Origin of the sequence: Syntrophotalea carbinolica DSM 2380 (assembly GCF_000012885.1) — a bacterium.
In the GTDB taxonomy this organism is placed as follows: Bacteria; Desulfobacterota; Desulfuromonadia; order Desulfuromonadales; family Syntrophotaleaceae; genus Syntrophotalea; species Syntrophotalea carbinolica.
On the sequence record NC_007498.2, the window covers coordinates 1,343,665 to 1,367,480 of the forward strand.

Annotated in this window: 29 protein-coding genes; all 29 read right to left on the reverse strand. The window is 56.8% G+C overall.

Annotated features, from left to right (window positions below; translation table 11 throughout):
- Positions 1 to 8: 8 nt before the first annotated feature.
- Positions 9 to 287 (reverse strand): hypothetical protein, encoded by a 279-nt coding sequence (locus PCAR_RS06530; protein WP_011340862.1) that lies wholly within the window; start codon positions 285 to 287, stop codon positions 9 to 11.
- Positions 284 to 1,555 (reverse strand): motility associated factor glycosyltransferase family protein, encoded by a 1,272-nt coding sequence (locus PCAR_RS06535; protein WP_220431703.1) that lies wholly within the window; start codon positions 1,553 to 1,555, stop codon positions 284 to 286. The genes PCAR_RS06530 and PCAR_RS06535 overlap by 4 nt, the downstream gene beginning before the upstream one ends.
- A gap of 84 nt (positions 1,556 to 1,639) precedes the next feature.
- Positions 1,640 to 2,062 carry a flagellar assembly protein FliW gene (locus tag PCAR_RS06540; RefSeq protein ID WP_011340864.1) on the reverse strand — a complete coding sequence of 141 codons (423 nt, stop codon included), beginning with the start codon at positions 2,060 to 2,062 and terminating at the stop codon, positions 1,640 to 1,642.
- On the reverse strand, positions 2,059 to 2,298 hold the full coding sequence (csrA, locus tag PCAR_RS06545) for a carbon storage regulator CsrA (protein WP_011340865.1): 240 nt from the start codon (positions 2,296 to 2,298) through the stop codon (positions 2,059 to 2,061). The genes PCAR_RS06540 and csrA overlap by 4 nt, the downstream gene beginning before the upstream one ends.
- Before the next feature lie 119 nt (positions 2,299 to 2,417).
- Positions 2,418 to 3,308 (reverse strand): flagellar hook-associated protein FlgL, encoded by an 891-nt coding sequence (flgL, locus tag PCAR_RS06550; protein WP_011340866.1) that lies wholly within the window; start codon positions 3,306 to 3,308, stop codon positions 2,418 to 2,420.
- Between the two features lie 247 nt (positions 3,309 to 3,555).
- Positions 3,556 to 4,950 (reverse strand): flagellar hook-associated protein FlgK, encoded by a 1,395-nt coding sequence (gene flgK, locus PCAR_RS06555; RefSeq protein WP_011340867.1) that lies wholly within the window; start codon positions 4,948 to 4,950, stop codon positions 3,556 to 3,558.
- A 1-nt stretch (position 4,951) separates the two neighbouring features.
- The gene (locus PCAR_RS06560; RefSeq protein WP_011340868.1) at positions 4,952 to 5,311 is read right to left on the reverse strand and encodes a flagellar biogenesis chaperone FlgN; all 360 of its coding nucleotides are present in this window, start codon (positions 5,309 to 5,311) and stop codon (positions 4,952 to 4,954) included.
- Complete coding sequence (gene flgM, locus PCAR_RS06565) at positions 5,308 to 5,607, reverse strand: flagellar biosynthesis anti-sigma factor FlgM (RefSeq protein ID WP_011340869.1); 300 nt, start codon at positions 5,605 to 5,607, stop codon at positions 5,308 to 5,310. Before flgM ends, PCAR_RS06560 begins: the two co-directional genes overlap by 4 nt.
- Before the next feature lie 171 nt (positions 5,608 to 5,778).
- The gene (locus PCAR_RS06570; protein WP_011340870.1) at positions 5,779 to 6,105 is read right to left on the reverse strand and encodes a rod-binding protein; all 327 of its coding nucleotides are present in this window, start codon (positions 6,103 to 6,105) and stop codon (positions 5,779 to 5,781) included.
- Positions 6,106 to 6,660: 555 nt separating this feature from the next.
- A complete protein-coding gene (locus PCAR_RS06575) occupies positions 6,661 to 7,764 on the reverse strand; it encodes a flagellar basal body P-ring protein FlgI (protein ID WP_011340871.1) in 1,104 nt (367 codons plus the stop codon).
- Between the two features lie 179 nt (positions 7,765 to 7,943).
- The gene (locus tag PCAR_RS06580) at positions 7,944 to 8,639 is read right to left on the reverse strand and encodes a flagellar basal body L-ring protein FlgH (RefSeq protein ID WP_011340872.1); all 696 of its coding nucleotides are present in this window, start codon (positions 8,637 to 8,639) and stop codon (positions 7,944 to 7,946) included.
- A gap of 1 nt (position 8,640) precedes the next feature.
- Positions 8,641 to 9,363, reverse strand: coding sequence for a flagellar basal body P-ring formation chaperone FlgA (gene flgA / locus PCAR_RS06585; RefSeq protein ID WP_011340873.1), 723 nt, complete (start codon positions 9,361 to 9,363; stop codon positions 8,641 to 8,643).
- Positions 9,364 to 9,375: 12 nt separating this feature from the next.
- Positions 9,376 to 10,161 carry a flagellar basal-body rod protein FlgG gene (flgG, locus tag PCAR_RS06590; protein ID WP_011340874.1) on the reverse strand — a complete coding sequence of 262 codons (786 nt, stop codon included), beginning with the start codon at positions 10,159 to 10,161 and terminating at the stop codon, positions 9,376 to 9,378.
- A gap of 102 nt (positions 10,162 to 10,263) precedes the next feature.
- Positions 10,264 to 11,001: a flagellar hook-basal body protein gene (locus PCAR_RS06595; RefSeq protein ID WP_011340875.1), complete on the reverse strand. Its 738-nt coding sequence runs from the start codon at positions 10,999 to 11,001 to the stop codon at positions 10,264 to 10,266.
- Between the two features lie 140 nt (positions 11,002 to 11,141).
- Complete coding sequence (locus tag PCAR_RS06600; RefSeq protein WP_148204311.1) at positions 11,142 to 11,546, reverse strand: hypothetical protein; 405 nt, start codon at positions 11,544 to 11,546, stop codon at positions 11,142 to 11,144.
- Between the two features lie 5 nt (positions 11,547 to 11,551).
- Entirely contained in the window at positions 11,552 to 12,319 is a 768-nt protein-coding gene (locus PCAR_RS06605) for a FliA/WhiG family RNA polymerase sigma factor (protein WP_011340877.1), read from the reverse strand.
- The gene (locus PCAR_RS06610; protein ID WP_011340878.1) at positions 12,316 to 13,230 is read right to left on the reverse strand and encodes a MinD/ParA family protein; all 915 of its coding nucleotides are present in this window, start codon (positions 13,228 to 13,230) and stop codon (positions 12,316 to 12,318) included. Before PCAR_RS06610 ends, PCAR_RS06605 begins: the two co-directional genes overlap by 4 nt.
- The gene (flhF, locus tag PCAR_RS06615) at positions 13,227 to 14,486 is read right to left on the reverse strand and encodes a flagellar biosynthesis protein FlhF (RefSeq protein ID WP_011340879.1); all 1,260 of its coding nucleotides are present in this window, start codon (positions 14,484 to 14,486) and stop codon (positions 13,227 to 13,229) included. The genes PCAR_RS06610 and flhF overlap by 4 nt, the downstream gene beginning before the upstream one ends.
- Positions 14,476 to 16,560, reverse strand: coding sequence for a flagellar biosynthesis protein FlhA (gene flhA, locus PCAR_RS06620; protein ID WP_011340880.1), 2,085 nt, complete (start codon positions 16,558 to 16,560; stop codon positions 14,476 to 14,478). The genes flhF and flhA overlap by 11 nt, the downstream gene beginning before the upstream one ends.
- Positions 16,561 to 16,637: 77 nt before the next feature.
- Positions 16,638 to 17,693, reverse strand: coding sequence for a flagellar biosynthesis protein FlhB (gene flhB / locus PCAR_RS06625; protein ID WP_011340881.1), 1,056 nt, complete (start codon positions 17,691 to 17,693; stop codon positions 16,638 to 16,640).
- 9 nt (positions 17,694 to 17,702) lie between these two features.
- Entirely contained in the window at positions 17,703 to 18,479 is a 777-nt protein-coding gene (gene fliR, locus PCAR_RS06630; protein WP_011340882.1) for a flagellar biosynthetic protein FliR, read from the reverse strand.
- On the reverse strand, positions 18,479 to 18,748 hold the full coding sequence (fliQ, locus tag PCAR_RS06635; protein WP_011340883.1) for a flagellar biosynthesis protein FliQ: 270 nt from the start codon (positions 18,746 to 18,748) through the stop codon (positions 18,479 to 18,481). The genes fliR and fliQ overlap by 1 nt, the downstream gene beginning before the upstream one ends.
- 28 nt (positions 18,749 to 18,776) lie before the next feature.
- A complete protein-coding gene (fliP, locus tag PCAR_RS06640) occupies positions 18,777 to 19,523 on the reverse strand; it encodes a flagellar type III secretion system pore protein FliP (RefSeq protein ID WP_011340884.1) in 747 nt (248 codons plus the stop codon).
- On the reverse strand, positions 19,520 to 19,909 hold the full coding sequence (gene fliO, locus PCAR_RS17745; RefSeq protein WP_011340885.1) for a flagellar biosynthetic protein FliO: 390 nt from the start codon (positions 19,907 to 19,909) through the stop codon (positions 19,520 to 19,522). Before fliO ends, fliP begins: the two co-directional genes overlap by 4 nt.
- A complete protein-coding gene (fliN, locus tag PCAR_RS06650) occupies positions 19,906 to 20,217 on the reverse strand; it encodes a flagellar motor switch protein FliN (protein ID WP_011340886.1) in 312 nt (103 codons plus the stop codon). Before fliN ends, fliO begins: the two co-directional genes overlap by 4 nt.
- Before the next feature lie 24 nt (positions 20,218 to 20,241).
- Positions 20,242 to 21,237 (reverse strand): flagellar motor switch protein FliM, encoded by a 996-nt coding sequence (locus PCAR_RS06655; RefSeq protein ID WP_011340887.1) that lies wholly within the window; start codon positions 21,235 to 21,237, stop codon positions 20,242 to 20,244.
- A gap of 10 nt (positions 21,238 to 21,247) precedes the next feature.
- Entirely contained in the window at positions 21,248 to 21,751 is a 504-nt protein-coding gene (locus PCAR_RS06660; RefSeq protein ID WP_011340888.1) for a flagellar basal body-associated FliL family protein, read from the reverse strand.
- Positions 21,752 to 21,769: 18 nt separating this feature from the next.
- Entirely contained in the window at positions 21,770 to 22,513 is a 744-nt protein-coding gene (locus tag PCAR_RS06665) for an OmpA/MotB family protein (RefSeq protein ID WP_011340889.1), read from the reverse strand.
- 2 nt (positions 22,514 to 22,515) lie between these two features.
- Positions 22,516 to 23,289, reverse strand: coding sequence for a motility protein A (locus PCAR_RS06670; RefSeq protein ID WP_011340890.1), 774 nt, complete (start codon positions 23,287 to 23,289; stop codon positions 22,516 to 22,518).
- Positions 23,290 to 23,816 lie beyond the last annotated feature (527 nt).

Sequence of the window (23,816 nt, forward strand, 5' to 3'; positions counted from 1 at the left end):
CTGTGCAGTTAGTCGATCAACAAACCGGCTGTTTGAAGTTTATGTAAAAGTTCGTATTCCAAAAGATCGGCAACGCCGATATGGTCCTGACGTTTTTGTGCATCGAAGGTTACCTGCATAAGGGTTGCAAAGTCAGCAAGGGTTTCACGGGGAATAGCAACCAGCAGTTTTCCCAGTTTATCGATTATCGCTATAAGGTCTTCATTGGCTCCGGCTTCATGCCCGAGACGAAAAGCTGCGGCCGTTTGCAAAATCGTTGTTGTGAAAAGACCGTCTTCCGATTTCATGGTAACTCCGTCAGCAGTTCGGTATGCAATATTGCCGCACCTTCAGGACTCGCATTGAAAAATTTCAACTCGTTTTTCCCGGCGATAAATCCCTCCAGATCCCTTAAATAGGCGCGCAGGTTGGGGATGGAAGAAATGCGCTCACCATGGCTATTAAGTACCCAGTGACTACCCTGGACGGGTTGTGCCTGGGCACAGCCTGCGACATGGCTTTGTCCGTTGGGATAGCCGAAATCGGCGCCGGCCAAAATGATATTTTCTCCGGTTAGGCGTGTAGCGAGGTCAACGGCCGGGTGAATGACGCTGCCGGAAGAGAACAGGGCTGATCGCGGATATCGCTTTGTCAGGTCGGCAAATATCGGGGCTTTTGACCATGCTGCATAGCGACGCCCGGGCCAGTGCTGCAAAGTTTGATTTTGCACTACCGGGAAATAGACCAGGGCCGACTCCCGTAGCAGGGCAAGGTCGACATCGGCAAAAAACAGGTCGTAGACATCGGCATGACCGTCGATGGTCACCACCACCTCGGGAACGATGCCGGCCTGCAACAGTGGCTTGAGAGCGGCATCGACGGCGATAATCGGCCCGGGTTTATGGTCTTTCATCCAGGCATAATGGTCGCTCAGAGTCGGACCGGCGGCGGCTACGACCACGGTTCGATACCGTGAGGATGCGGTTAATTCCGTAAAAGAGGGATCGTTGGCGACAAACTCCGAATTCTCGGTCAGGCGTTTTTGCAGATGGGGATTGTCCGGCCGGTGCCGCTTGCGGATAAAGGGGGTGGCCAACTCCAGGCACACCAGGTCCCGCAGGCGGGATGCCTGATCACAGGCCAGTTGCAGGGGCCCCGGGGCAACGGCAAAGGGCTCTTTTATCCGGTCGGTCGGAGCGGCGGCTACCAGGGTGAGTCGCGGATCGTCAAGCCAGTCGCGATGGTCGAAAAAGTACAGACTCAACGCGGCAACGGCGCAGTTCATGACCACAACGGTAAGTTCTCTGATGCTATCTCGCTTCAGAAGGATGCGCGGAAGATCCCCGATGGCCATGCCATAGACGTGAGCGCATGGGCTGCCGTCGGGCACCATCGAGGCCTGAAGCTGCGCTTCGGCTTGCCGATTATATGCACTCGCGAGATGAATGCCGTCGATGAACAGGGTACGGTCGGTTTTTTCGACCAGAGTAAAAGGCGGCAGATTGTCGGCCGCCTTTTCGATATGCCGTGCAAGTTCCGGCCATCTGCGGGATAAGATCGCGAAATTCTCCGCCATGAAATCTAGCCGTTGAGGTTCCGGCGGATTTGCCATGGACTCGGGTTTGTTGTCAGGGGAGGATACCAACAGGGGACCTCCCGGCTAAGCCGGCAACGGGTGCCGGGTTTTGTACTGGCTTTTTTCCAGAACGACCTGGATGGCGCGGTTGGTGGCCGGGGCGAACAGGACAGGCGCCATCAGGTTAAGGGTGACCTTACGGTCAGGCGGCACTGTGACGACGGCCAGGGCATGGCAATCATCATCTGTGCCGATGCCGAGTTTGGCACGTTCCCGAGCATCCGGTACAACTTTGTAGTCGAGGAAAAAGTTGGTCGGATCGGTCAATACGAAAGCGAGATCCGGTTCTTCGACGCTTTGGATCCAGAACAGCGGCCCGTTTTTGCGGTTGGGCATAACGATGAAGTCGCGCAGGTTCTCGAAACCGATCAGCCCATCGACGAACAGCACGGTGTTTTCCGGATCGAACTCGACCTCGCCAAAGCGTGTCATGATGGTTTTTTTCATAGCGACTCCTTCTTCCCCATGGCTGAAGTCAGCATATCGAGATCGGCAAGGTTCCACTGGCTGGCCTCCCTGTTTTCAAGGCAGATGCGGTCGTAGATTTCCTGGCGGTAGATTTTTTTGCCGGAGGGGGCTTCGATGCCGATACGGATGCCGGCCCCCTTGGTTTCTATGAAGGTAATTTTGATGTCGTCCCCGATGACGATACCTTCACCGGGTTTTCTGGTCAGAACCAGCATGTCGCCCTCCATGGCTTCGCTGGACCCTTCTCCAAGGGTCGTGTATGAGGGGTCGGCGGGGTTAAGTAATGCCCGCGACTGTGTGGCCGGATGTTTCCTTCACGGTGGCTGCGGATCGCTTAGAGGTAGTCGAGAATGGACAATTGGCTGATCTTGGCAGTCACACTCAGGGCTGCTTGCAAGGCCTGTTCCTGTTGAGCCAGATCGGAGTACGCTTCAATGATGTCGGCGTCCCGGTAGCCGGAAAGTTTAACTTCCATGCTGTCGGTGAATTCCTGCATGCGTACCCCGGCTTCTTCGACGCGTACCGCGGTGGTGCCCATTTTACTACGGTATCCGCGGACCTGATCGGCACCGGTTTCCAGATCATCCAGCCGGGTAAGGGCCTGCTGTGTATCCAGGGCGCCGAGGTTCTGTTCAAGGTCGGAAAGCAATGCAAGAATGTTGAGGCCACCGTCGCTGCCCCCGAAAAGTTCCGCGCCCGTGAGATTGGTGACGACTTTTTGACCGGGACCGATCTGCAGTTCCGTATGGTTGCCGTCCCCCTGATAGTCGGTGGGGTCCATCGGATCGGGGAAGGGTTGGGTATCCGTCTTGAAGCCTGCAAACAGATATTTGCCTTCGACCTGGGTGTTGGCCAGGGCGAAGGCTTCTTCCCTCAGGCTGGTCATCTGCTGTCCATAGGCCGCGATTTCCCCATCGCCGAGGGAGCCATTGCCGGCGGCCAGGACCAGTTCCTTGGCTTGCACCATCAGGTTTTCCAGCTGATCCAGGGTCGAATCCTGATTGTCGAGATAGTTGGTGGCCGCAACAACGGTGCTTTGAAACCGTTCGCCGCTACGGATCTGGCTCTGTGCATTGATGACCGGGGCCACGGCGGACGGATCGTCCGAAGAGGTGTTCAGTTTGATGCCGCTGGCGGCCGTCTCCTGATATTGCTGCATCTTGGCGGTCGAACGACTTATCTGCGACTGGAGCGTCCGGTATGTGGCGGTCAAGGTGGTTTTCATGGCCTGCCTCGTTGGTTATTACGGAAGTTGGCTTGACGCGAAGGAGGTTATCCCTGGCTGCTGTAGCTAGTGTGCATCCGGAAACTCAGGATGCACACTGCGTAGTTTTCATAAGGGAAACGAGTGATTTTTCCCAAGGTCAAGAAAATCGAGCACTTGCGCGGAGGCGTAGTTTTTACGCCGCACAAGCAAGTGAGAAGATTGACGCAGAGATTGGGGAAAAGGCCCGTTTCCGGACGAAAACTAGCTAACGTTTGAGGCTCAGGACCGTATCCATCATCTCATCAACGGTGGTCAATAATTTGGCCGAAGCCTCGAATCCCCGCTGGTATTGGATCAGGTTGATCATCTCTTCTTCCAGGGAGACCCCGACCTTGCTGTCGCGGAGGTTCTCCAGTTGCAGCATGGTATCTTCCAGGCCGGTCACGGAGAGTTGGTTCTGCGCGCTTTCCAGGCCGATATCGGAGGCGATCTTGGCGTAAAAGGTGCCGAAACTGTGCGCGCCATCCATGGTCTTGGCGTTTTTAAGTTCCGTCATAAGCAGGGCATTGGTGTTGTCGCCCACGGCTGACGATTGCCCCGCGGCCACCTGGTTGCTTGCCGTCAGGGCGACTTCGATACCGGCTGCTGCTCCGGACCAGGGATCGGCACCTCCGCTGATCGAAAGGCTGAAAAAGTCCTGGCCGGTAGAGCCGTCGAGACCGGTGCCGCCGGCATGAAGGGTGTTGACTTCCGTAGACAGGGTATAGGCCAGCCGGTCGAGATTGTCCTGTACCTGGGGAATAAACTGATCCCGCAGGTTCAGCAGGCCTTTGAATTCCCCTCCGAGGCCATTGGCGTCGACCGGTCGGGTGGTGGTGCCGAGGTTCAATTGCAGTTCGGAGCCCGTGGCGGTTGCTGTCGCTTCCAGGGAAAACGCCCGATTGCCGCTGATCAGTGGCAAGCCGGTCGGCAGTTGCACGCTGACGTTGCCGTCGTTGTTCTCGTAGGATTGAGTGCCGAGGCTGAAAGACAGTTCTTCGAGCAGTGCATCTCGTCCGTCACGATCGGCATTGGCGTTGATGCCGGTGCTTTCGAGGGTGGTGATGCGCTGATTGTAGTCGGCGACCTGTGCCAGCTTTTGATTGATTTCAGCCAATTTGGAAGTCAGGGCTTCATCCACTTGAGATGACAGATCGGCCAGATCCTGTGACATGCTGTGAAAGCTGTCGGCGAGAAGCGTTCCGTATTGCAGTACCGTATCGCGTTCAACACTGCCGTCGGGAGTAACGGAGAGCTGTTCCCAGCCGTCGAAGAACTGATCGATTTTAGCGGTCAGATTGTCGTTACCGAGATTGAAGATGGTTTCCATTTCGGCAAGCGGCGTGGTTTGGGCCGACTGCTCGCCGAGGCCGCTGTTTTTATCGAGGATCTGGCGGTTTAAAAACGTATCTTCGGCCCGTTGAATGTTGTTGGCAGTAACCCCGCGGCCGATTTGAAAGCCGCGGAAGTTGAGGGCCGGGACCGTTCCTAAATCGACGCTCTGGCGGGAGTAGCCATCCGTGTTGACGTTGGCGATATTGTTGCCGGTTACGTCAAGCAGGGTCTGATGCGTGGCGAGGCTGGTTTTCCCGAGATTCAGGGCATCGGTAAGGCCGCTCATGTCAGATCCTTCCTGAGAGCAGGGCGCCGCCGTAGGTCACCTGGCGGGGTGCCGCACTAGAACCGTAAAGAGTATCGGAGGTCTGCTGTCCGAAAAAGCCCATGAGGTCCCTGACCCAGCGCAGCGCAGCCCAGAAAAGGTAGGCGTTGCGGCGGTTTTCTTCGCGCACGGTTTTGGCCAGTTCCTGCACCTGCGGATCGTCCAGGTTTTCCTGCTGCAGGTCGATGCCGGCGAGGAGTTGCTCTTTTTCCCGTACCGTGGCAAGCATCTCCTCGATGCGCAAGGCCTTGGCGTGCTCGCGTTCCTGAAGGATCAGGGCATGCAGCTGCAGCAGCTGCTCGATGACATTCCGGTGCATCATTTGGACGGATTTTCGGCCAGGAATTTAAGCAGGCTGGCGGCTACTTTGGTGGAATCCGGGCTGTAGCTGCCGTCGGCGATCTGCTCTTTCAGCGACTGTAATTTTTCGGCGCGCGCCGTTTCGCTCGTGGCAGAGGTTTCACGGGTACGCATGGTTTCGGCGATCACCGAGGAAAACTGCACCCGGTCGATGCTGTTTTGCGCGGCCTTGTCGCCTTTTTGGGCCTTGTCGGTTTTTTTGACCCGGTCGATGGGGCCAATGTTGTTAAAGCCGTTGCCGTTGATTTTTATGGTCATGGTTCTACCCTCCCTGTGAGCCGGTCGGTCGAGGCTGTAAGGGGCGTTGGTGGAAAATATCCGTCGGTATCCCGTTTCAGGGGTTTCCTATACAACATATCGGCGGCGGTGTGTAAAAACTTTAGGCTTTATTTTATAAAAAGTGAAAAAAGTCAGGAAATTTATTGCAGGTCAGTCTTCATCTTTTCCCGATACCTTGATTGCCAGCTGTTTGTAAAGGCTTTCGGCGATACCGATGCCTTGGGTACGCGACATCTGCATGGCCACTTCCTGATCCATCAGGTCGCGGAACATCTCCTGGTCGTTGCCTTCACCCAGCAGTCCGTCCTTGGGGATTGTGCTGCGCATCTCTTTGAGCATGCTTTTCAGCATGATGGCTTCAAAGTCCTGGCAGCTTTTGCGCAAGCTTTCGGCTTCGTTGCGCGGACCGGTGGAAACGGTGCGCATCTGACCGCCGCTTGCGGCCAGCGCGACTGCAGGATTGATGATGTTCGACATGCTTTTGCCTCCCGTTAAGGTACTGGATACGAAATGTTTCCGTATCTTGCTATCTCTTCGGCATAAGGCAGGCAAAGGTTTAGCGGAAAGGTGCGAGGGGAAAGGTCACTGGTCACTGGTCACTGGTCACTGGTCACTGGTCACTGGTCACTGGTCACTGGTCACTGGTCACTGGTCACTGGTCACTGGTCACTGGTCACTGGTCACTGGTCACTGGTCACTGGTCACTGGTCACTGGTCACTGGTCACTGGTCACTGGTCACTGGTCACTGGTCACTGGTCACTGGTCACTGGTCACTGGTCACTGGTCACTGGTCACTGGTCACTGGTCACTGGACACTGGACACTGGACACTGGACACTGGACACTGGACACTGGACACTGGACACTGGACACTGGACACTGGACACTGGACACTGGACAAATGACAAATGACAAATGACAAATGACAAATGACAAATGACAAATGACAAATGACAAATGACAAATGACAAATGACAAATGACAAATGACAAATGACAAATGACAAATGACACCGCATTAGCGGCTGACGCCTTACAGAACCACCAACTCCGCATGCAGCGCGCCGGCTGCCTTGATGGCTTGAAAGATGGCGATAAGGTCGCGGGGCGTGGCGCCGATGGCATTAAGGGCGCGGGCCACATCGCCGATACTGACGCCCATTTCCATCACCACCAGGTTGCCGTTATCCTCACTGACTTCCATGGAGGTATCTGGGACGACGACGGTTTCCCCCTCGGAAAAGGGCAGGGGCTGGGATACCTGGTCGTTTTCGCTGATGATGAGATTGAGGTTGCCGTGGGATACGGCAACGGTGGCGATGCGCACATCTTCACCCATGACGATGGTACCGGTTTTTTCGTTGACGACGATGCGGGCCATGCTGTCGGGACGAATGTTGAGGCTCTCAAGATCGGCGATAAAATGGATCGGCTCGTTTTGCTGGTCTTCAGGGATGGTGATTTTAAGGCTGCCGCTGTCTTCGGCACGGGCCAGCGTCTTTTGGAAATGCTTGTTGATGGCTTGGGCCATGCGGGTGACGGTGGTGAAATCCGGGTTGGTCAGCTGGTAGTGCAGTTCGGCGCCCGGAGTCAGACGAAAGGGCACTTCCCGTTCGACCAGAGCGCCGCCGGGGATCCGGCCCACGGTGGGGTGGTTTTTCTGCACGGTGGCGGCTTTGCCACCGAAAGCCAGGGCGCCTACCGCCAGCGGTCCCTGGGCGACGGCGTAGATTTTGCCGTCAGCGCCCTTCAGGGGGGTCATGAGCAGACTGCCGCCCACCAGACTGTCGGCATCGCCGATGGAGGAAACCAGCACGTCGATGGTCGATCCGGTTTTGGAAAAAGCGGGCAATTCCGCCGTAACGATCACGGCGGCGACATTGTCGACCTTGACGTCGTTGACGTCCACCGTGACGCCGAGACGTTCCATCATATTCACCAGCGAGCGGACGGTAAATGCGGTGCTGTCGCTGTCGCCGCTGCCGTTGAGTCCGACCACCAGGCCGTAGCCGACCAGTTGGTTGCTGCGCACCCCCTGCAGGCGTGCAATGTCCTTGATGCGCGTGGCGCCGGCAGGTCCGGCGGCGGTGCACAGCATCAGGGTGAGACAGAGCAGGGTGATGATAGGTCGCAGCATATGCTTGAATCCTTTAAAAAACCTGTGATTCGTGATTAGTGACTGGTGATTGCTGAAATTACTGAAAAACTCGTGATCCGTGATGAGATACCGGTAGCCAATGCCTGGTGTTAAGGATTTTCACTAATCACGAATAACTAATCACCAATCACCAATCACCAATCACTGGTTTACAGCCTTTAAAACGGCCAGATATGGTCGAGTACCCGGGTCATCCAGCCTGGGCGTTGTTTGTCGCTGATGACGCCTTTGCCGGTGTAGGCGATTTTGGCGTCCAGGATATGTTTGGAGCTGACGACATTACGCGCGGAAATATCCTCGGGGCGGATGATGCCTTCTAGCAGAATGATCTGATCTTCCCGATTGACGGTCACCGTTTTGCCGCCGGCAATACAAAGGTTGCCGTTGGGTAACTCTTCGATCACCTGCGCGGTGAGGGTGGCGACCAGATCCTCTTTGCGCGAGGTGCTGCCGGAGCCGTCGAATGCGTTCTCGTAACTGGTATCGATCAGGCTGGTCGGGTCGATGAATTTGTTGAGATTGCCGATGTTCCCTTCGATGCCGAACAGGTTGGTAAGGCCGGCGGACATGCTGCTGGAGCGTCCGGTGGCGGTGCTGGCTTGCTTGCTGGCACTGGCCTGTTCGTAAATGGCGACGGTCACGATATCTCCGACACGCCGCGCTTTGTTGTCGCGGAACAGGCTTCCGCGGCCCTCGGTCCACAGCGAGCCGGGCGCCTGGGGCTGTTCCGGTTGTACCTGGCGGGCCGCAATAGGCGCGCTGTGCGGTTGCGGTTCAACGATACGCTGTGTCACGCAGCCGACCAGCATCAGCAGTATCGGCAGGACAGCCCAGGTACGCATAGAGCGTTTCATCTTATAACTCCACTTCCACAGCCGAGGGTGCGGTGACGCGACAGAAAATTTCTTTTTTGGAACGGATATTTTTAACGCGGATGGTTTCGTCTGCGATACCGCTTTCTTGTGCCAGACCGCGGGTCGTGACGGTCAGGGCTCCCACGCTGGCTGTGATGGTGACCATGTCGCCTCGTTTGATCAGGGGCGGTGTCTCCAGACCGGTTTGAGTAAACGGGGCTCCCATGCGTACCGGACGGCGTAATTTTTTGCCGACCATCTGCTGCGCATCGAGGCAGGGCGCACGCAGCCCGGCGAGGTCCATCGTTACCATGGACAGGTCTTCGGCCTGGAGAATGGTGCCTCGGGGCAGGTCGGCGGCGGCCACGGCCACCGGTGCCAAAGCCTCCAGGTCGGCAAACAGGGTCATGTTCTTGACCACGGTACCGTTCGAACGCAGGATGAGGTTGAAACGGCGGCTGTCGAACAAACGCCTGCTGGAGGGCGTGACCTCCCAGCGCAGACGCCCGGCGGGGATCGCGAAGGGGGTTATCCTCTGTATCTCGCGCAGCCGGATCTGTGCCTGGGGATAGCGCTTCTGCTGGGTTTGCAGGTAGCTGGTCAGAACCTTGCGGATGTTTTCCTGTTCGATCTTAACGGTTTGTGAAGCGGCAAATACCGAAGGCACCGCCGTCACAAGCAGCAGGAAAACAGTCAGCAAACCGGTTCGTTGCGCAAAAGCCATCCCGATGATTCCTTATACGAGGTTGTTGGTCATCTGCAGCATTTCATCGGCGGTCTTGATGGCTTTGGAATTGATTTCATAAGCGCGCTGACCGGCGATCATGTTGACCATCTCTTCCATAATGCTGACGTTGGAGCCTTCCAGAAAACCCTGGGATAGGCTACCGAAACCGTCTTCGCCGGGGTTGCCGGTAACCGGCGTTCCGGTGGTCGGGGTTTCGGTGAAAAGGTTGTGGCCGATGGAGTTGAGACCGGCCGGATTGCTGAAGCGGGTCAAGGTGATGGTGCCGATCTGGGTTGGGGTGTTTTGCCCGTCCAGCAAAACCTCCACCGCGCCGTAGTTGCCTATGGATACCTGGGTGGCGTTTTCCGGGATGATGATTTCCGGTGACAGGGGGTATCCATCGGAGGTTACTATGCGGCCGGTGCCGTCTTTTTTAAAGGCGCCGGCGCGGGTGTAGGCCGTATCGCCGTTGGCGAGGGTGATTTCGAAAAACCCGGAACCTTCGATAGCGATATCGAGATCGTTTCCCGTCTGCTGGAAGTCGCCGGTGGTAAAGACTTTCTGAATGGCGGCAACGCGCGAGCCGAGACCGACCTGGATGCTGGTGGGCTGCTCGACTCCCGAACTGCCGTCCGATCCGGCCACTTTGACGGTCTGGTAAAGGATGTCCTGGAAGTCGGCGCGGCTTTTTTTGAAACCGGCACTGTTGACGTTGGCCAGGTTGTGGGCGATCACATCCATGTTGACCTGTTGGGCTTCCATACCGGTTGCCGATGTCCATAACGCCCTGATCATGTTGCAAACTCCTTTGCGCCGCAGCGCTTTGAAACGAAAGGTTGCCTTGCGCAAACCCGAAGATTCAATCCTTAGGCAAAAAAACCCAAACCCCTGATTTGCCTATCCCAGCGTGCCGAGTTTGTTGGCCTCCGCCGCTATCGAATGGTATGTCTTGAGCATTTTCTGGCAGGCTTCGAAAACCCGTGTCGATTCGACCATGTGACTCATTTCCTGCATCAGATTGACGTTGGAGCGTTCCAGTTGGCCCTGGTAAATATGTGAATCCTTAACCAGGATTTCCAGGTCCCGCTCCTGACCCTTCGGCACACTGAACTGGCCTCCGCCCTGGCGGGTGAGTACAGAGTAATCATCGAAGGTGTACAGGGGGATCTTGATCTTCTGGCCGTCTTCCAGCGTGATGGTGCCATCGTCGTCGACGGTGAAATCGGGACTCGTCAAGGTGATGGGACGCCTGTCTTCGCCGAGCAGGGCCATGCCCTGGTTATTGATCAGGTGTCCCTCGTAATCCAGCCGCAGGTTGCCTTGCCGGGTATAGTAGATGTTGCCGGCTTCATCCTCGACCTTGAAAAAGCCTTCGCCTTGTATAGCCATATGGGTCTGGATGCCGGACGGTGACAGCGTCCCCTGGGAAAAATCGGTAAAGCCTTCCTCGATTTCGGCCAGGTTGACGCGCTCCAGAATTTCGCCGGTCTGCACTCTTTCCAGCATGGTTTTGAATACCGACTGACCTTTTTTAAAACCCACCGTTTCATTGTTGGACAGGTTATGGCTTATGGTATCCATCAATTGCTGGCGTACCAGGGCTCCCGACAGGGCGACGTAGGTTCCTCGATTCATAGTGTCCTCATTCCGTTCTGTGTGCCGATGATTACCTATCGACCTTGCCGCGCCGATTCTTTAACTCTTTATGACGGCCGGCTTGCAGATTTTAAATATCGCGACATCGGGATCAGGCATCGGGTTCGAGGACCGGCCGGTCATGTCGCGGCCGCATCGAGCGTCCCGGCGGGCAGGGTTTTGGAACGGCCGGCGCGGCTGAGGCTGACAAGCTGTCGGACCTCGGCGGGGGGCAGCATCAAAAGGTCGGCGATCTGTTGGGCCGTCATGCCCTGGGAGGCCATCTCCGCCGCCAGTCTGTACTTGTCGGGTGCGGGGCGTTGGGGTTGATTCTGTTGCAGGCGCTGCAGCAGAGTCGCTTGCCGGAGAGGAGTCTGGAAGTCCGCGGCCTTATCGTGCGAAGCGCCTTCCTCGGCAGGCGGCGGGTTGTCGTTTCGCAGCTGCTTTTGCAGACGTTTCAGCCGCAGCGCCAGCACAAGGGCGGCGCAAACGGCAGCCAGTCCGATAACGGCGGTCAGCATGAGTATGATCAACAATGAAGACATAGGCATCAGCGGGCAGGGAAAGCCTGCCCGGCTCCTGTGCGTTGTGACCGTTTGATGGAGGTCTTGAGTTTGATCAGGGCCTGACTGTGCAATTGGGACACGCGGCCCTCCGACAGTTCCAGTACTTCGGCAATCTCCTTCTGGCTTAATTCCTCATAGTAGTAGAGGGAGACCACCAGACGTTCCTTATCCGTCAGTCGGTCGATCTGGCGGGCCAGCTCCTGCGTCAGTTCGCTGTTTTCGAGCATTTCGACGGCACTGGGACTGTTCTGGTCCTCGATATTGTCCAGCATGGTCGGTCCGTCGGGGGTGTCCTCGATGGTTTCGTGCAGGCTGACGCAACCGAGGTAACTGACCTCCCCAAGTGCCTGGCGGTAACTTTCCAGATCCATTTCGAGTTCCGCGGCCATCTCGTGTTCTTCCGGTGGGCGGCCGAGGCGTTTTTCCAGCGCCTCCATGGTCTTGGCGATGCGGGATTGTTTCTGGCGCAGACTGCGGGAAAACCAGTCCATGCGGCGTACCTCGTCCAGAACCGCGCCGCGCATGCGCTTTTCGGCAAAGGTCTTGAACAATACGCCCATGCTGGGCTTGAAGCGGTTGGCGGCATCGACCAGACCTACCATGGCGGCACTGGAAATGTCCTCACGGGTCATAAAGGCCGGCACCTGACTCACCATGCGCTCGGCAAGAAAACTGACCATGTGCAGATGGCTCTTGATCAGGCGATCTTTTTCGTCTGCTCTGATAGGGGCGTAAGCGGGACCAGGATTCATGGCGTCTCCCCTCGATTGGCCGTAAGCAGGCGTTTCCAGAAAAACTGCAGGGTTCCTTTGGGGTGAATCTCTGTCGCCACGTCCATAATGTGCCTGGCGAAGTTCGTAAAGGCGTTACTGGTTTTGCTGCCCGGGTAGAGTTCGACCATGGGGCTTTGGCGGCGGATCGATTCCCGCAGGCGTTTATCGAAGGGAATGCAGCCCAGATAGCCGATACTGATGGATAAATACCGATTGGCCACGGTGGTCAGCTTCTGGTATACGTCCAGGCCTTCGCCGGTGCCGCTCACCGAGTTGACGATCAGGTTGAATTCCTTCTGGTGATAGCGGGTGGAGAGCAGTTTCATCAAGGCGTAGGCATCGGTAATGGCTGTCGGCTCGGGACTGGTTACGATGAAAATATCCTGGGCTGCCACCGTGAAGTAGGTGACGTTTTCGGAAATGCCCGCCTCGGTGTCGATCAGTACCACATCGAAATCTTCCTGCAGGGCATCGAGATCTTCGATCAGTCGCATGCGCTGATGGGAGTCGAGCCGGGTGAATTGTTGTACCCCGGAACCGGCCGGCAGGATCTTGATCCCCCAGGGGCCCTCGACCATGATGTCTTCAAGGGATTTGAGTCCCTCGAAAAAATGGTTGAGGTTATAGCGGGGATTGAGGCCGAAGACGACATCGATATTGGCCAGACCCAGGTCGGCATCGATGATCAGGACTCTTTTTCCCAATTGCGCCAGGGCATAAGCCGTGTTGGCGACCACCGCGGTTTTGCCTACCCCGCCTTTGCCGCTGGCCACGGCGATGACGCGCGTGGCCGGACGTTCGGTGGTTGCTTCTTCGTCCCGTTCGCTTTGAAAGTCGTTCATCGCTCGCAATGTCTCTGCCTGGTCGGTTTGCTCGTAAAGGGTGTTCATACGGCCTTCTCTCGATAACTGCCGGTAATAAAGCCGGTAATAGCTTCGGTGTCAGCTTCCACTAAGTCTTCCGGCACCCGTTGTCCATTGGTGAGGAAAGACAACGGCAGCTGCTGAGTCAGCGAAATGTTAAGCAGGGTGCCACACTGTTCACACTCGTCCAGTTTGGTGAAAACCAGGCTGTGCAGCGGGATGCGGCTGAAGCGCTGCACGGCTTCGGTCAGCTCCCGGTCGCGGGTGGTGGCGGACAGAACCAGGAGGTTCTCCGTTTCGGCTTTTCCCAGGAACGCCGCCAGCTCGGCAATGCTCATGTCGTCCCGGGGACTGCGGCCGGCGGTGTCGATGAGGATCAGTTCCTTGTCCTGGTGGCGTGCCAGGGCCTGATGCAACTGCTCCGGCGTGGTGACCACTTCGACCGGCAGATTCATGATTTCCCCATACACCTTGAGTTGCTCCACGGCGGCGATGCGATAGGTGTCAATGGTGACCAGAGCGACCCGTCCGGTTCCGTTCAGCAACTGTTTGGCCGCCATTTTGGCGATAGTGGTGGTCTTGCCCACCCCGGTGGGGCCAACCAGGGCAATACGTTTTTGCCGCCGGGGTTCCGTCTGCAACGGACCATAGACGGTAATCAGCCTGGCAATGGCATCGACAAGAAATTCCCGGATACCTTGCGGATCCCCGAGTTGCCGGGGGGAGAGCTTGTCCCAGGCATATTGTTCCAGGCTGGCTGCCGCTTCGCCACAGATGCCGAGGCGATCAAGTTCGTTGTGCAGCAGGGCCATTTCCTGGACTTCCGCACCTTGCTGTACTTTTCGGGGCGGCGCGGCGACAATTGGCGGAGGCGACGCCGGTTCGGCGGGTTTGGCCAGTTGTTTGACCAGGGCCTTGAGCTCGTCGATTTCGTTGCGGACATCCTTGAGATCATCCTTGGGCCGCTCGGTTCCGTAAATATGCGGTTGATAAGCGGCTTCGGCGCCTGGCCGGGTTTTTTGCCAGAGGTCCTGATACGTCAGTTCGTCCTGCTCCTCCGTCTTGCCGGCGTTGGGTGGGGGCGTTTGGGGGGCTGCTGTGTCCGCTTCCGGCTCGACGGTGTCGATAGCGGCCGTTACTTCGCAAATCGGTTTGCGAAAGACCCCCAGACCGCTTTTGCGCACCGTCCGGGTGGACAGGATCAGCGCGTCCGGGCCCAGAGCCTCCTTGACCTTTTTCAGGGCCAGGGGCATGGTTTCGGCTTCAAAAACTCTAACCAGCATGGGCAGTCACCGTTCCTACCGATTGCACCCTCAGGTGAGGGGAAATTTCATTATGGGACAGGCACACCAGGTTGGGCAGGTAACGCTCGGTCAAGCGCTTGACATGGGGTCGAATTGTTGGCGTGCATAGCAGGATGGGTGTGGCCCCGCCGTTCAACGACTGCATGGCATTCGCCAGGTTTTCCAGGAAGGTCTGGGCCGTACCCGGATCGAGCGCCAGGTAGCTGCCTTCGTTGGTGCGATGCACCGCCTGCTCGATGGTTTCCTCCAGTTGGTGATCCAACGTCATCAACTCCAGCAGTTCATCGTCCTGCGCATGTCGGCCGCTGATGGCGCGGGCCATGGCCTGGCGGACCTGTTCGGTCAGCAGGTCCGGATCCTTGGTGGCGCCGCCCCAGTCGGCCAGGGTCTCCAGAATAGTTCGCAGGTCCCGTATGGACACCTGTTCACGAAGCAGATTCTGTAGAACTTTCATAATAGATCCAAGAGGTAAGAGATTTGGCGTCAGCTCCTCGACCAGTTTCGGGAAGCTCTTGCCAAGGTTATCTAGCAAGTTCTGTACCTCTTGGCGTCCAATGAGTTCATGAGCGTGCTTTTTTATGATTTCGGTAATGTGGGTCGTGATCACCGTGGTGCCGTCGACCACGGTGTAACCGGCAATCTGAGCCCGTTCCTTGAGGTCTTCGCCAATCCATGTGGCGGGCAGACCGAAAGCCGGCTCGGTGGTGGCTACCCCTTTGAGGGGTTCCGTGGCGATACCGGGATTCATGGCCAGATGATGGTTGGGCAGAATCTCGCCGCTGGCAATGCGCATGCCTTTGAGCAGTACGGCATATTCATTGGGTTTGAGTTGCAGATTGTCCTTGATGTGAATCGGCGGGATGATGAATCCGAAATCGAGAGCGAACTGTTTGCGGATAGAGCGGATTCGGGGCAATAATTCGCCGTTCTGGTTGGCATCGACCATGGGGATCAGGCCGTATCCGACCTCGAGTTCCAGCAGGTCGACGGACAGCATGTCTTCGTAGTTTTCTTCCTCGGGCGCCTGGGGTTGCCGCTCTTCCTGTTGACGAACCATATCCTGGTCGGCCTTGGCTTTCTGGACGTTGTAGGCGGCGAAGGCCAATGCTGTGGACAATACCAGAAAGGGGATGGTCGGCAGGCCGGGAATCAGGGCAAAAGCCAGCAGGATGCCGGAAACCACCCACAATGCCTGGGGATGGATGGTGAACTGCGATTTGAGGGCGCCGCCGAAATCCTGTTCGCCGGCGGTGCGGGTGACCAGGATGCCGGCCGCGGTGGATATGATCAGGGCCGGAATCTGTCCCACCAGGCCGTCGCCGACGGTAAGGATGGTATAGGTTTCCGCGGCTGCGCCTGGGGCCATGCCTTTTTGCACCACGCCGATGATGAATCCGGCGCCGATGTTGATCAGGGTGATGATGATACCGGCGATGGCATCGCCTTTGACGAATTTGCTGGCGCCGTCCATGGCGCCGTAAAAGGTCGCTTCGCTGGCAATTTCCTTGCGCCGGTCACGGGCTTCGGCTTCGGTCAGCAGGCCGGCATTGAGGTCGGCATCGATGGCCATCTGTTTGCCCGGCATGGCGTCCAGGGTGAAGCGGGCGGCGACTTCGGCCACACGACCGGCGCCTTTGGTGATGACCATGAAATTGATGACCACCAGGATGATGAAGACCACCACGCCGACGACATAATTGCCGCCGACCACAAACTGCCCGAAGGACTGGATCACCGAACCTGCTGCCGCCGGCCCCTCGTTGCCCCGCAGCAGGATCAGGCGTGTCGATGCCACATTGAGGGACAGGCGAAACAGGGTCGTGGCCAGCAACACCGAGGGAAATAGGGCAAACTCCAGGGCCTTCATGGTGTAAAGGCAGATAATCAGGATCAACAGGGCAATGGTGATGTTCAGGGACAGAAAAATATCCAGCATGAAGGACGGCAGTGGCAGAATCATGACCATGAGGATGGCCACCAGACCGACTGCGACCATCACGTCGCTACGGAGAATGAGCGCTTTCCAGTCCTGTTGTCTGAATTGATCGAGCATGTTTAAAATCGTCCCTTGTCATTTGTTATTTGTCATTTGTTCCTGGAGGTAACCAGGGACCAATGACAAATGACGCCTTATCGTTTTTTAAGTCCGTAAACGTAGGCGAGGATTTCGGCTACCGCCTGAAACATCTCTTCCGGCACATCCTTTCCCAGGTCCACCTTGAACAGAACGCGCGCCACCGGTTTGTTTTCCACCAGCGGTACTTTGTGTTCGCGGGCGATTTCACGAATCCGCATGGCGACGGCGTCGGCGCCCTTGGCGACGATCTGCGGCGCGCTCATGCGGCTGCGGTCGTAAGCCAGGGCGACGGACAGATGGGTCGGGTTGGTGATGACCACATCGGCCTTGGGAACCTCGGCCATCATGCGTCGTCGTGCCGCCTGCATCTGCATGGAGCGGATGCGTGCCTTGATCTGCGGGTCGCCTTCGCTTTCCTTATGTTCCTCTTTTTGTTCCTGCTTGGTCATTTTCATTTTCTGTTCCATTTCCCAGCGCACGAAGAGAAAGTCGAGCAGCGCCAGAAGGATCATGACGCCGCAGGTACGCAGCAGGATGCGCGCCGCGACTCGGGCCAGGTAAACGACCGAATCGTTGATATCCATGTCAACCAGGTCGAGGGCCTGGCCGAATTCCGCCAGGATCACTTTATAGGCGACCACCCCGACCAGAAACACTTTGAGCAGGGATTTGACGACTTCGATGAAGGAGCGTTTGGAGATCAGCTTCGCCAGCCCCGGCACGGGGTTCATTTTGGAAAAATCCGGTGCCAGCGGTTTGGTGGTGAAAAGCCAGCCGACCTGCAGATAGCTGGATAAGATGCCGATCACGAGCGTTGTCAGCATGATAGGGGCCAGAAGCAGAGCGATTTTTTGCCCCAGTTGCCCCAAAAGCATGACCGCCGACACCGGCGTCACCTCGAAATCGCCGGCAAGACTCCACAGATGATGCAGCATGTCGGACAGCGTGCGCCAGAATAGCGGCGCGTAAAAGGTCCACAGCAGCAGGGTGCCGGTCATCAGGGCCGCGGTATGGACCTCCTTGCTTTGAGCCACCTGGCCTTTTTGGCGAAAATCCGCGCGCCGTTTACCGGTGGCCTGTTCTGTGCGTTCCTGATCCGAGTCCGCCATGCCGAGCTCCTACAGCAGATCCAATAAGGCGTAAAAGCGTTGCTGCAGGGCGCCGAATTCCCGCTGCAGCATGACCGCCAGCAATTGCATGGTCAGGCCGATGGACAAAAAAGACACCCCGATGTTGATGGGGAAAGACAGCATAAAGGCGTTGAGCTGCTGGAACATGCGCGACATGATGCCGAGCACCAGCCCCGACAGAAGCAGAACGATAAGGACCGGGGCGCTGAATTTAACCGCCAGGGTGAACATCTCGCCCGTCAACCGGGAGAGAAAAAGGACCGCTTCGCCGCCCAGTTTCGCATCGCCGGCCGGCAGCAGCCGATAGGAGTCGGCGATGAGTCGAAGAAACAGGTGGTGGACGTCAAACGCCAGAAACAGCAGAATGGCAAATACGTTCTGGAACTGGGAAATCAGCGAAACCTGATGCTGGCTCTGGGGATCGAAAACGTTGGCTGCGGCGAAACCCATCTGATAGCCGATAATCGAGCCCCCGAACTCCACGGCAATAAATACCAGCCGCGCGATAAAGCCGATCATCAGTCCGACCATGGTTTCCTGGGCTATGAGAATTCCCAGTCCTATGGGCGTCAGAGGCGTTGCCGGCAGCAACTCGGGCAGCAAGGGGTAAACCACCAGTGCAATGGTGACGGACAGGGCGATGCGTATGCGTACCGGTGTCTGGGCGCTGCCGAAAATCGGCAGGGCACTGAACAGGGAGGTGACGCGAGCGGCGCAGACCAGAAACCCCTGGATCGATGCGATGGAAAACAGCTCGATCTGCATCAGCCGCCTACATTCGGGATGTTGCCGAAGATGTTTTTGGTGAAGGTGAGCAGCGTGCGGATCATCCAGGGGGCACAGATCAGCAGTGTGACAAAGACCGCCACGATTTTAGGAATGAAGGTCATGGTCTGTTCGTTGATCTGGGTGGCGGCCTGAAAGATGCTTACCATCAATCCCACGGCCAGTCCCGCGAGCAGCAGGGGGGCTGCGAGCATTAACACCGTTTCGATGGCCTGGCGGCCGAGGGCGATGGCGAATTCCGGAGTCATGGTGCGGATTCCTTTCGGACGAAACGGGTTAAAACATATGGAAACTCTGAACCAGGGAGCCGACGATCAAGGTCCAGCCATCGACCAGCACGAACAGCAGAAGCTTGAACGGCAGCGAAATGATAATGGGCGGCAGCATCATCATGCCCATGGACATGAGCACCGAGGCGACGATCATGTCGATGACCAGAAACGGAATATAGATCATGAAGCCGATCTGGAAGGCACGTTTGAGTTCAGACAGCATAAAGGCCGGAATCAGCGTCAGAGTCGGCACGTCCTCTTTGCCGGCAGGGTCCGGATGGCCGCTGATCTCCATCAGCAAGCTCAATTCGCTTTCTGTGGTCTGGGAAAACATGAACTGGCGCATCGGTTCCACCGCCAGGGTGAGCGCTTGTTTCTGGTCGATTTTTTGCGTCAGGTAAGGTTGCACGGCCTGGTCGTTTATTTGGTTGAAGACCGGCGACATGACGAAAAAGGTCAGAAACAGCGACAGGCCGATGATGACCTGATTCGGCGGCATCTGCTGGGTGCCCATGGCCTGGCGCAGAAAGGATAAAACCACGGCAAGGCGGATAAAGGCTGTGGTCATCAACAGGATGGCCGGGGCGACCGACAAAACCGTCATGATCAGCAGAATCTGCATCAGGGTCGACGGCGGCGCCTGCCCGCCGGCCTGTCCCAGACCGATGGTAATGGCCGGGACGGGCTCTGCCATAACGCTGGCCGGCAGCACTATCAGCAGCATCAGCACGATGCCGGAGGCCGATTTCATGGGGTCTCCTTCATGCGTTCCAGCGTCTGCTCAAACGTCTCTTCCCTGGGATCGTCGGCCGGTGCGGGCATCTCGCATAACAGCGCGATGTGTTCGCCCGTCACGCCGAGCAGCAATTCCCGGTCGCGTACCTTGACCAGATACAGCGCTTTTTTAGGTCCTAAAGGACGCGTTTCGCAGACCTGGATGGCGCCGCCGCGTCCCCCGGCCGGCCAGGGCAGCCAGCGTTTGGCGGCCGCATAGACAAACAGGATCACGGCCAGCACAAAGGCCAGTCCGGCCCAGAGCCTGAGGCCGCCGGTCAGGGGGCGCTGCATGGCGTCTGCAGCCTGCAGCACTGCCGGTGACAACAGCACCGTTGCCATGGCGGCGAGGCACTTCATCATCCAAGGTTCTCCAGACGTTCTGCCGGACTGACGACATCCGTCAAGCGCAGCCCGTAGCGATCCTTGACCATTACGGCTTCGCCGCGGGCGATCAGCCGTGAGTTGACATAGAGATCCAAGGGTTCGCCGGCAAGCTTGTCCAACTCGATAATGCTTCCCTCCTGCAATTGCAACAGATCTTTGATCGGCATGCGGGTCGATCCGATTTCCACGGAAACTTCCAGCGGGATGTCGAGCAGAAAGCCGAGTTCGCGTATTTCGTTCTGGGTCGGCGGCGTTTTTGGCGGTGTATTTTCGTCAGTGGGCATGCTGTCCTCGCTATGGCTTTTGGCCTAAAGATTATTTCGGTTGATGCGGCCTGAGATACGCACGGCCTTTTTCCCTTGATGAGTACCGGCTATGGCCTGAAATTTCGGTTGCCCGGCAGCTCTGACCTGCAAGGGACTGGATGGGGCGCATCCCAGATCGAGAATATCACCCACTTTAAAGTTTAGAATGTCCCTTACGGTCAGATTCAGGGTCGCCATTTGAGCCGACAGGTCGACATCCATCTGCTCGATTTCCTGTTCCAGTTGGGTTTGCCAGGGGCGGTCCTGGCTTTCCGAAAAGACCGCGCTCCCTTCGCGCATTTTTTCCTTGAGAGGGTCGAGCATCGCCATGGGCAGGACCAGGACGATTTCGTCTTCAAGGTTATTGCCGGTAACGACGAAGTGCGCCGCCAGCACGGATGCATCGCCCGGCACAATGTTGATCAGGCGTGTCGAACTTTCGATTTTCACCAGCGAGCTCTCGATTTTTTCCAGAGGGGCGAAGGTCTTGTTCAAATCGAGGCAGGCATCCGCAATGGTGTTGCGCAAAACGCTTGTTTCGATGGCTGTGAGGGATCTGCCCGGCAAATTCAGGTTCACGTCAGGTGCCCCGCCGAGCAGGTGTTCCAGCAGATAAAAGGCCAGTTTTTCCTTGAAGATGAAGACGCCGCGCCAGCGCAGCGGATCGAGACGAATGACGCCCAGCGCATCCCTTCCTGCCAGTTGCTGTAAAAAGGTGTCGTATTCATACACCTGCATGATGCTCCGGCGCACACCGATGCTGCGTTGCATGCGATTGGTCAGGGAGATGCCCAGGTGGCGGGCCAGGGTATCGAGGACCAGATCGAAGTTTTCGATTTTACAGTGACGCGGACCTTGCAGCGCCACCAGGTTCAAACTGGAGATTTCCCGTTTGACCTCGGCCGGCGGCTCCGGCTCTTCATCGCGCAGAGGGATTTCTCCGTCATGCACGGCCGAGAGCAACTCGGCGATCTCCTCTTTGGAAAGAATACGTTCCACGCCGCGCCCCTTATTGAACCACGAACTCGGTAAAATAAATTTTCTGGACCTTGCCGCGTCGGAAAAAACTGTTGATTTTGGCCATCAATTCCGCTCGCAGCTGTAATTTCCCCTGCAGATCGGACATCTCGGAAAAAGTCTTGTTGCTGATCAGCAGCAGTACCGCATCACGAATCTGCGGCATACGCTCGGTGGCTTCCTGGATGGCCAGTTCGCTGTCGACTTCGAGGGTAATGGATGCCTTCAGGTAACGGGTGCCCTGGACATCGAGGATGTTGACGATGAAGGGTTCGACCTCCACCATCAGTCCGCTGAGTACCTTGGTGCCGTTGGCGGGAGCCGTGTCTCCGGCGGTTTGTTCTTCCTGTTCAGCCGCCGGGGCATTGGCCTTGCCCATCATATAGGCGGCAACTCCGATGGCACCCAGCAGCAGTACGCCGAGAATGCCGATGATGATCAGGTTCTTGTTACCTTTTTTGGCCGAACCGTCTTGCTGAAGGTCTTTTTCTGCCATGATATGAATCCTTGAAAGCTAAAAGGGAAGTTGGTCGGCAGCGTCGATCAGATAGGGCAACTGCTCTTGATATTGGTTCAGGTTTTCCAGGACGAATTCCACGCGACGATTGAGAGCCTGTTGTTCGGGGCCAAGCCCCGGCGCCACTGGCCGCTGATCGCCGTAACCGACGGCCGACAGGCGATCGAGGGGCAGCAAATCTTCGCCGGCGAAGAATTTCAGCACCGCCACTGCGCGTTGTACCGATATATCCCAGTTGGTGATGGCCGGATTGGCCGGTTTCTGGTTATCGGTGTGCCCTTCGATGCGCAGCAGTAGCGGCAGCGGTTTGACCAAACCCGCAACTTCCCGCAGTATCGGCAGGGCCGTCGGTTTGAGCTCGGTACTGCCGGCATCGAACAGGATGGCGTCCTTGACCCGCAAAATAACCGCCCCCCGGTCCTTGACCAGATCGATGTCGCGGTCGATGCGCAGACGCGCCAGCATCGACTGCACGCGGTTGTACAAGCGGCTTACATAATCGTCATCCATGGGAGCGTAGCTGATGACCTGCGGTTTGTTGACTTCGCTGACACTGGAACTCTGCAGAAAGCCGAAGGCCCCCTTCAGGGATCCGAGGGCGTCGAAAAATTTGCGCTTGTCCATGTTGGCCATGGACAACAGCAAAACGAAGAAGGTCAGCAACAGGGTGACCATGTCGCTGTAGGTAACCATCCAGGCCGGTGCGCCGGCAGCGGCTTTTTTGTTCTTTTTTCGGGCCATGGTTACTTCTTCTTCCCGAAGTGGGATTGACGGTCTTTGGGAGCGACGAAAGCATGCAGGCGATGTTCCAGTACGCGAGGGTTTTCGCCTTCCAGTATCGAGCGCATCCCTTCAGCGATCAGGGTTTTATCCAGCACCTCATCGGAGGAGCGGTTTTTAAGTTTTCCGGACATGGGCATACAAATGATGTTGGCGATAACCGCCCCGTAAAAAGTGGTCAACAGGGCAACAGCCATGGCCGGTCCGATGGATGACGGGTCGTTCATGGTCTGGAGCATCTGCACCAGGCCGATAAGGGTGCCGATCATGCCCATGGCAGGTGCGTAGGTACCCATGGCCACCATGATTTCCGAGCCGCGATCATGACGCTCCTCGAGGTATTCGATTTCGCTGTCGAGCATCTCCTTGAGTTTGTCCGGTTCCTGGCCGTCCACCGCCATCTGCAGGCCTTTGAGAAAAAACGGGTCGTCCACCTCTTTGGTTACCGACTGGAGGGATAAAATTCCTTCCTTACGCGCCTTGCCGGCATAGTCGATGATCTGGGCAATGCGGTCGGTGCTTGAGAATCGCTGGGCGAAAAAAGCTTTTTTGATAATCGCAACGGTACCCATCATGTCCTTGAAGGTGTAATGCACCAGAGTGGTGCCGATGGTGCCGCCGATAACGATCATGGCCGAAGGAGGGTCGATGAAAAGGGTGATGCCTCCACCGGAAGAAATGGCCAGGATCATCAACAAAAAAGCGGCTGCGATGCCGGCGATAGTAGAGAAGTCCATAATATCCCTCAGTGAAAGGAGTGGGCTCATTCGCGTTATGGCCGGAGTGTATCTTCGGCCTTTGCCATGGCACTTTTCGCAAAGACCGTGCCAGAGCCGTGTCGTCACGTTGCGGACCTTTTGGGATGAACAAAAACGAAGGTTTATTAATGGTTTAAAGGGATTTTTTATGGAGATGAAAAATCAGAGGTTAGCTCCGGACAGGAAAACCGCCCCGTATCAACAGGACTGTTTTTCCAATTGTCAGGGTTTTGACTTGTCGTTAGTCGTAATTTTATTCAGCCGTGACACACGGAAAAGTGTCTGTACATACTGAGCATGCAAAGCACGCGAAAACAATAACCTGCAGGACGCTGGGGAGGCTGTCTTGAAGGTTGTCTTGGGGGTAGACGTCACTCGAGTAAGATTCCATGAGGACACTGTGAAGGCATGGCGGATTGGTGGCATGCTCACGGCGGGGTTCCCTCTCATGAAAAAAATAGCAGCATGTTCATTCGGCTCGGAAAGCTTGTCAGGGGAATGACAAG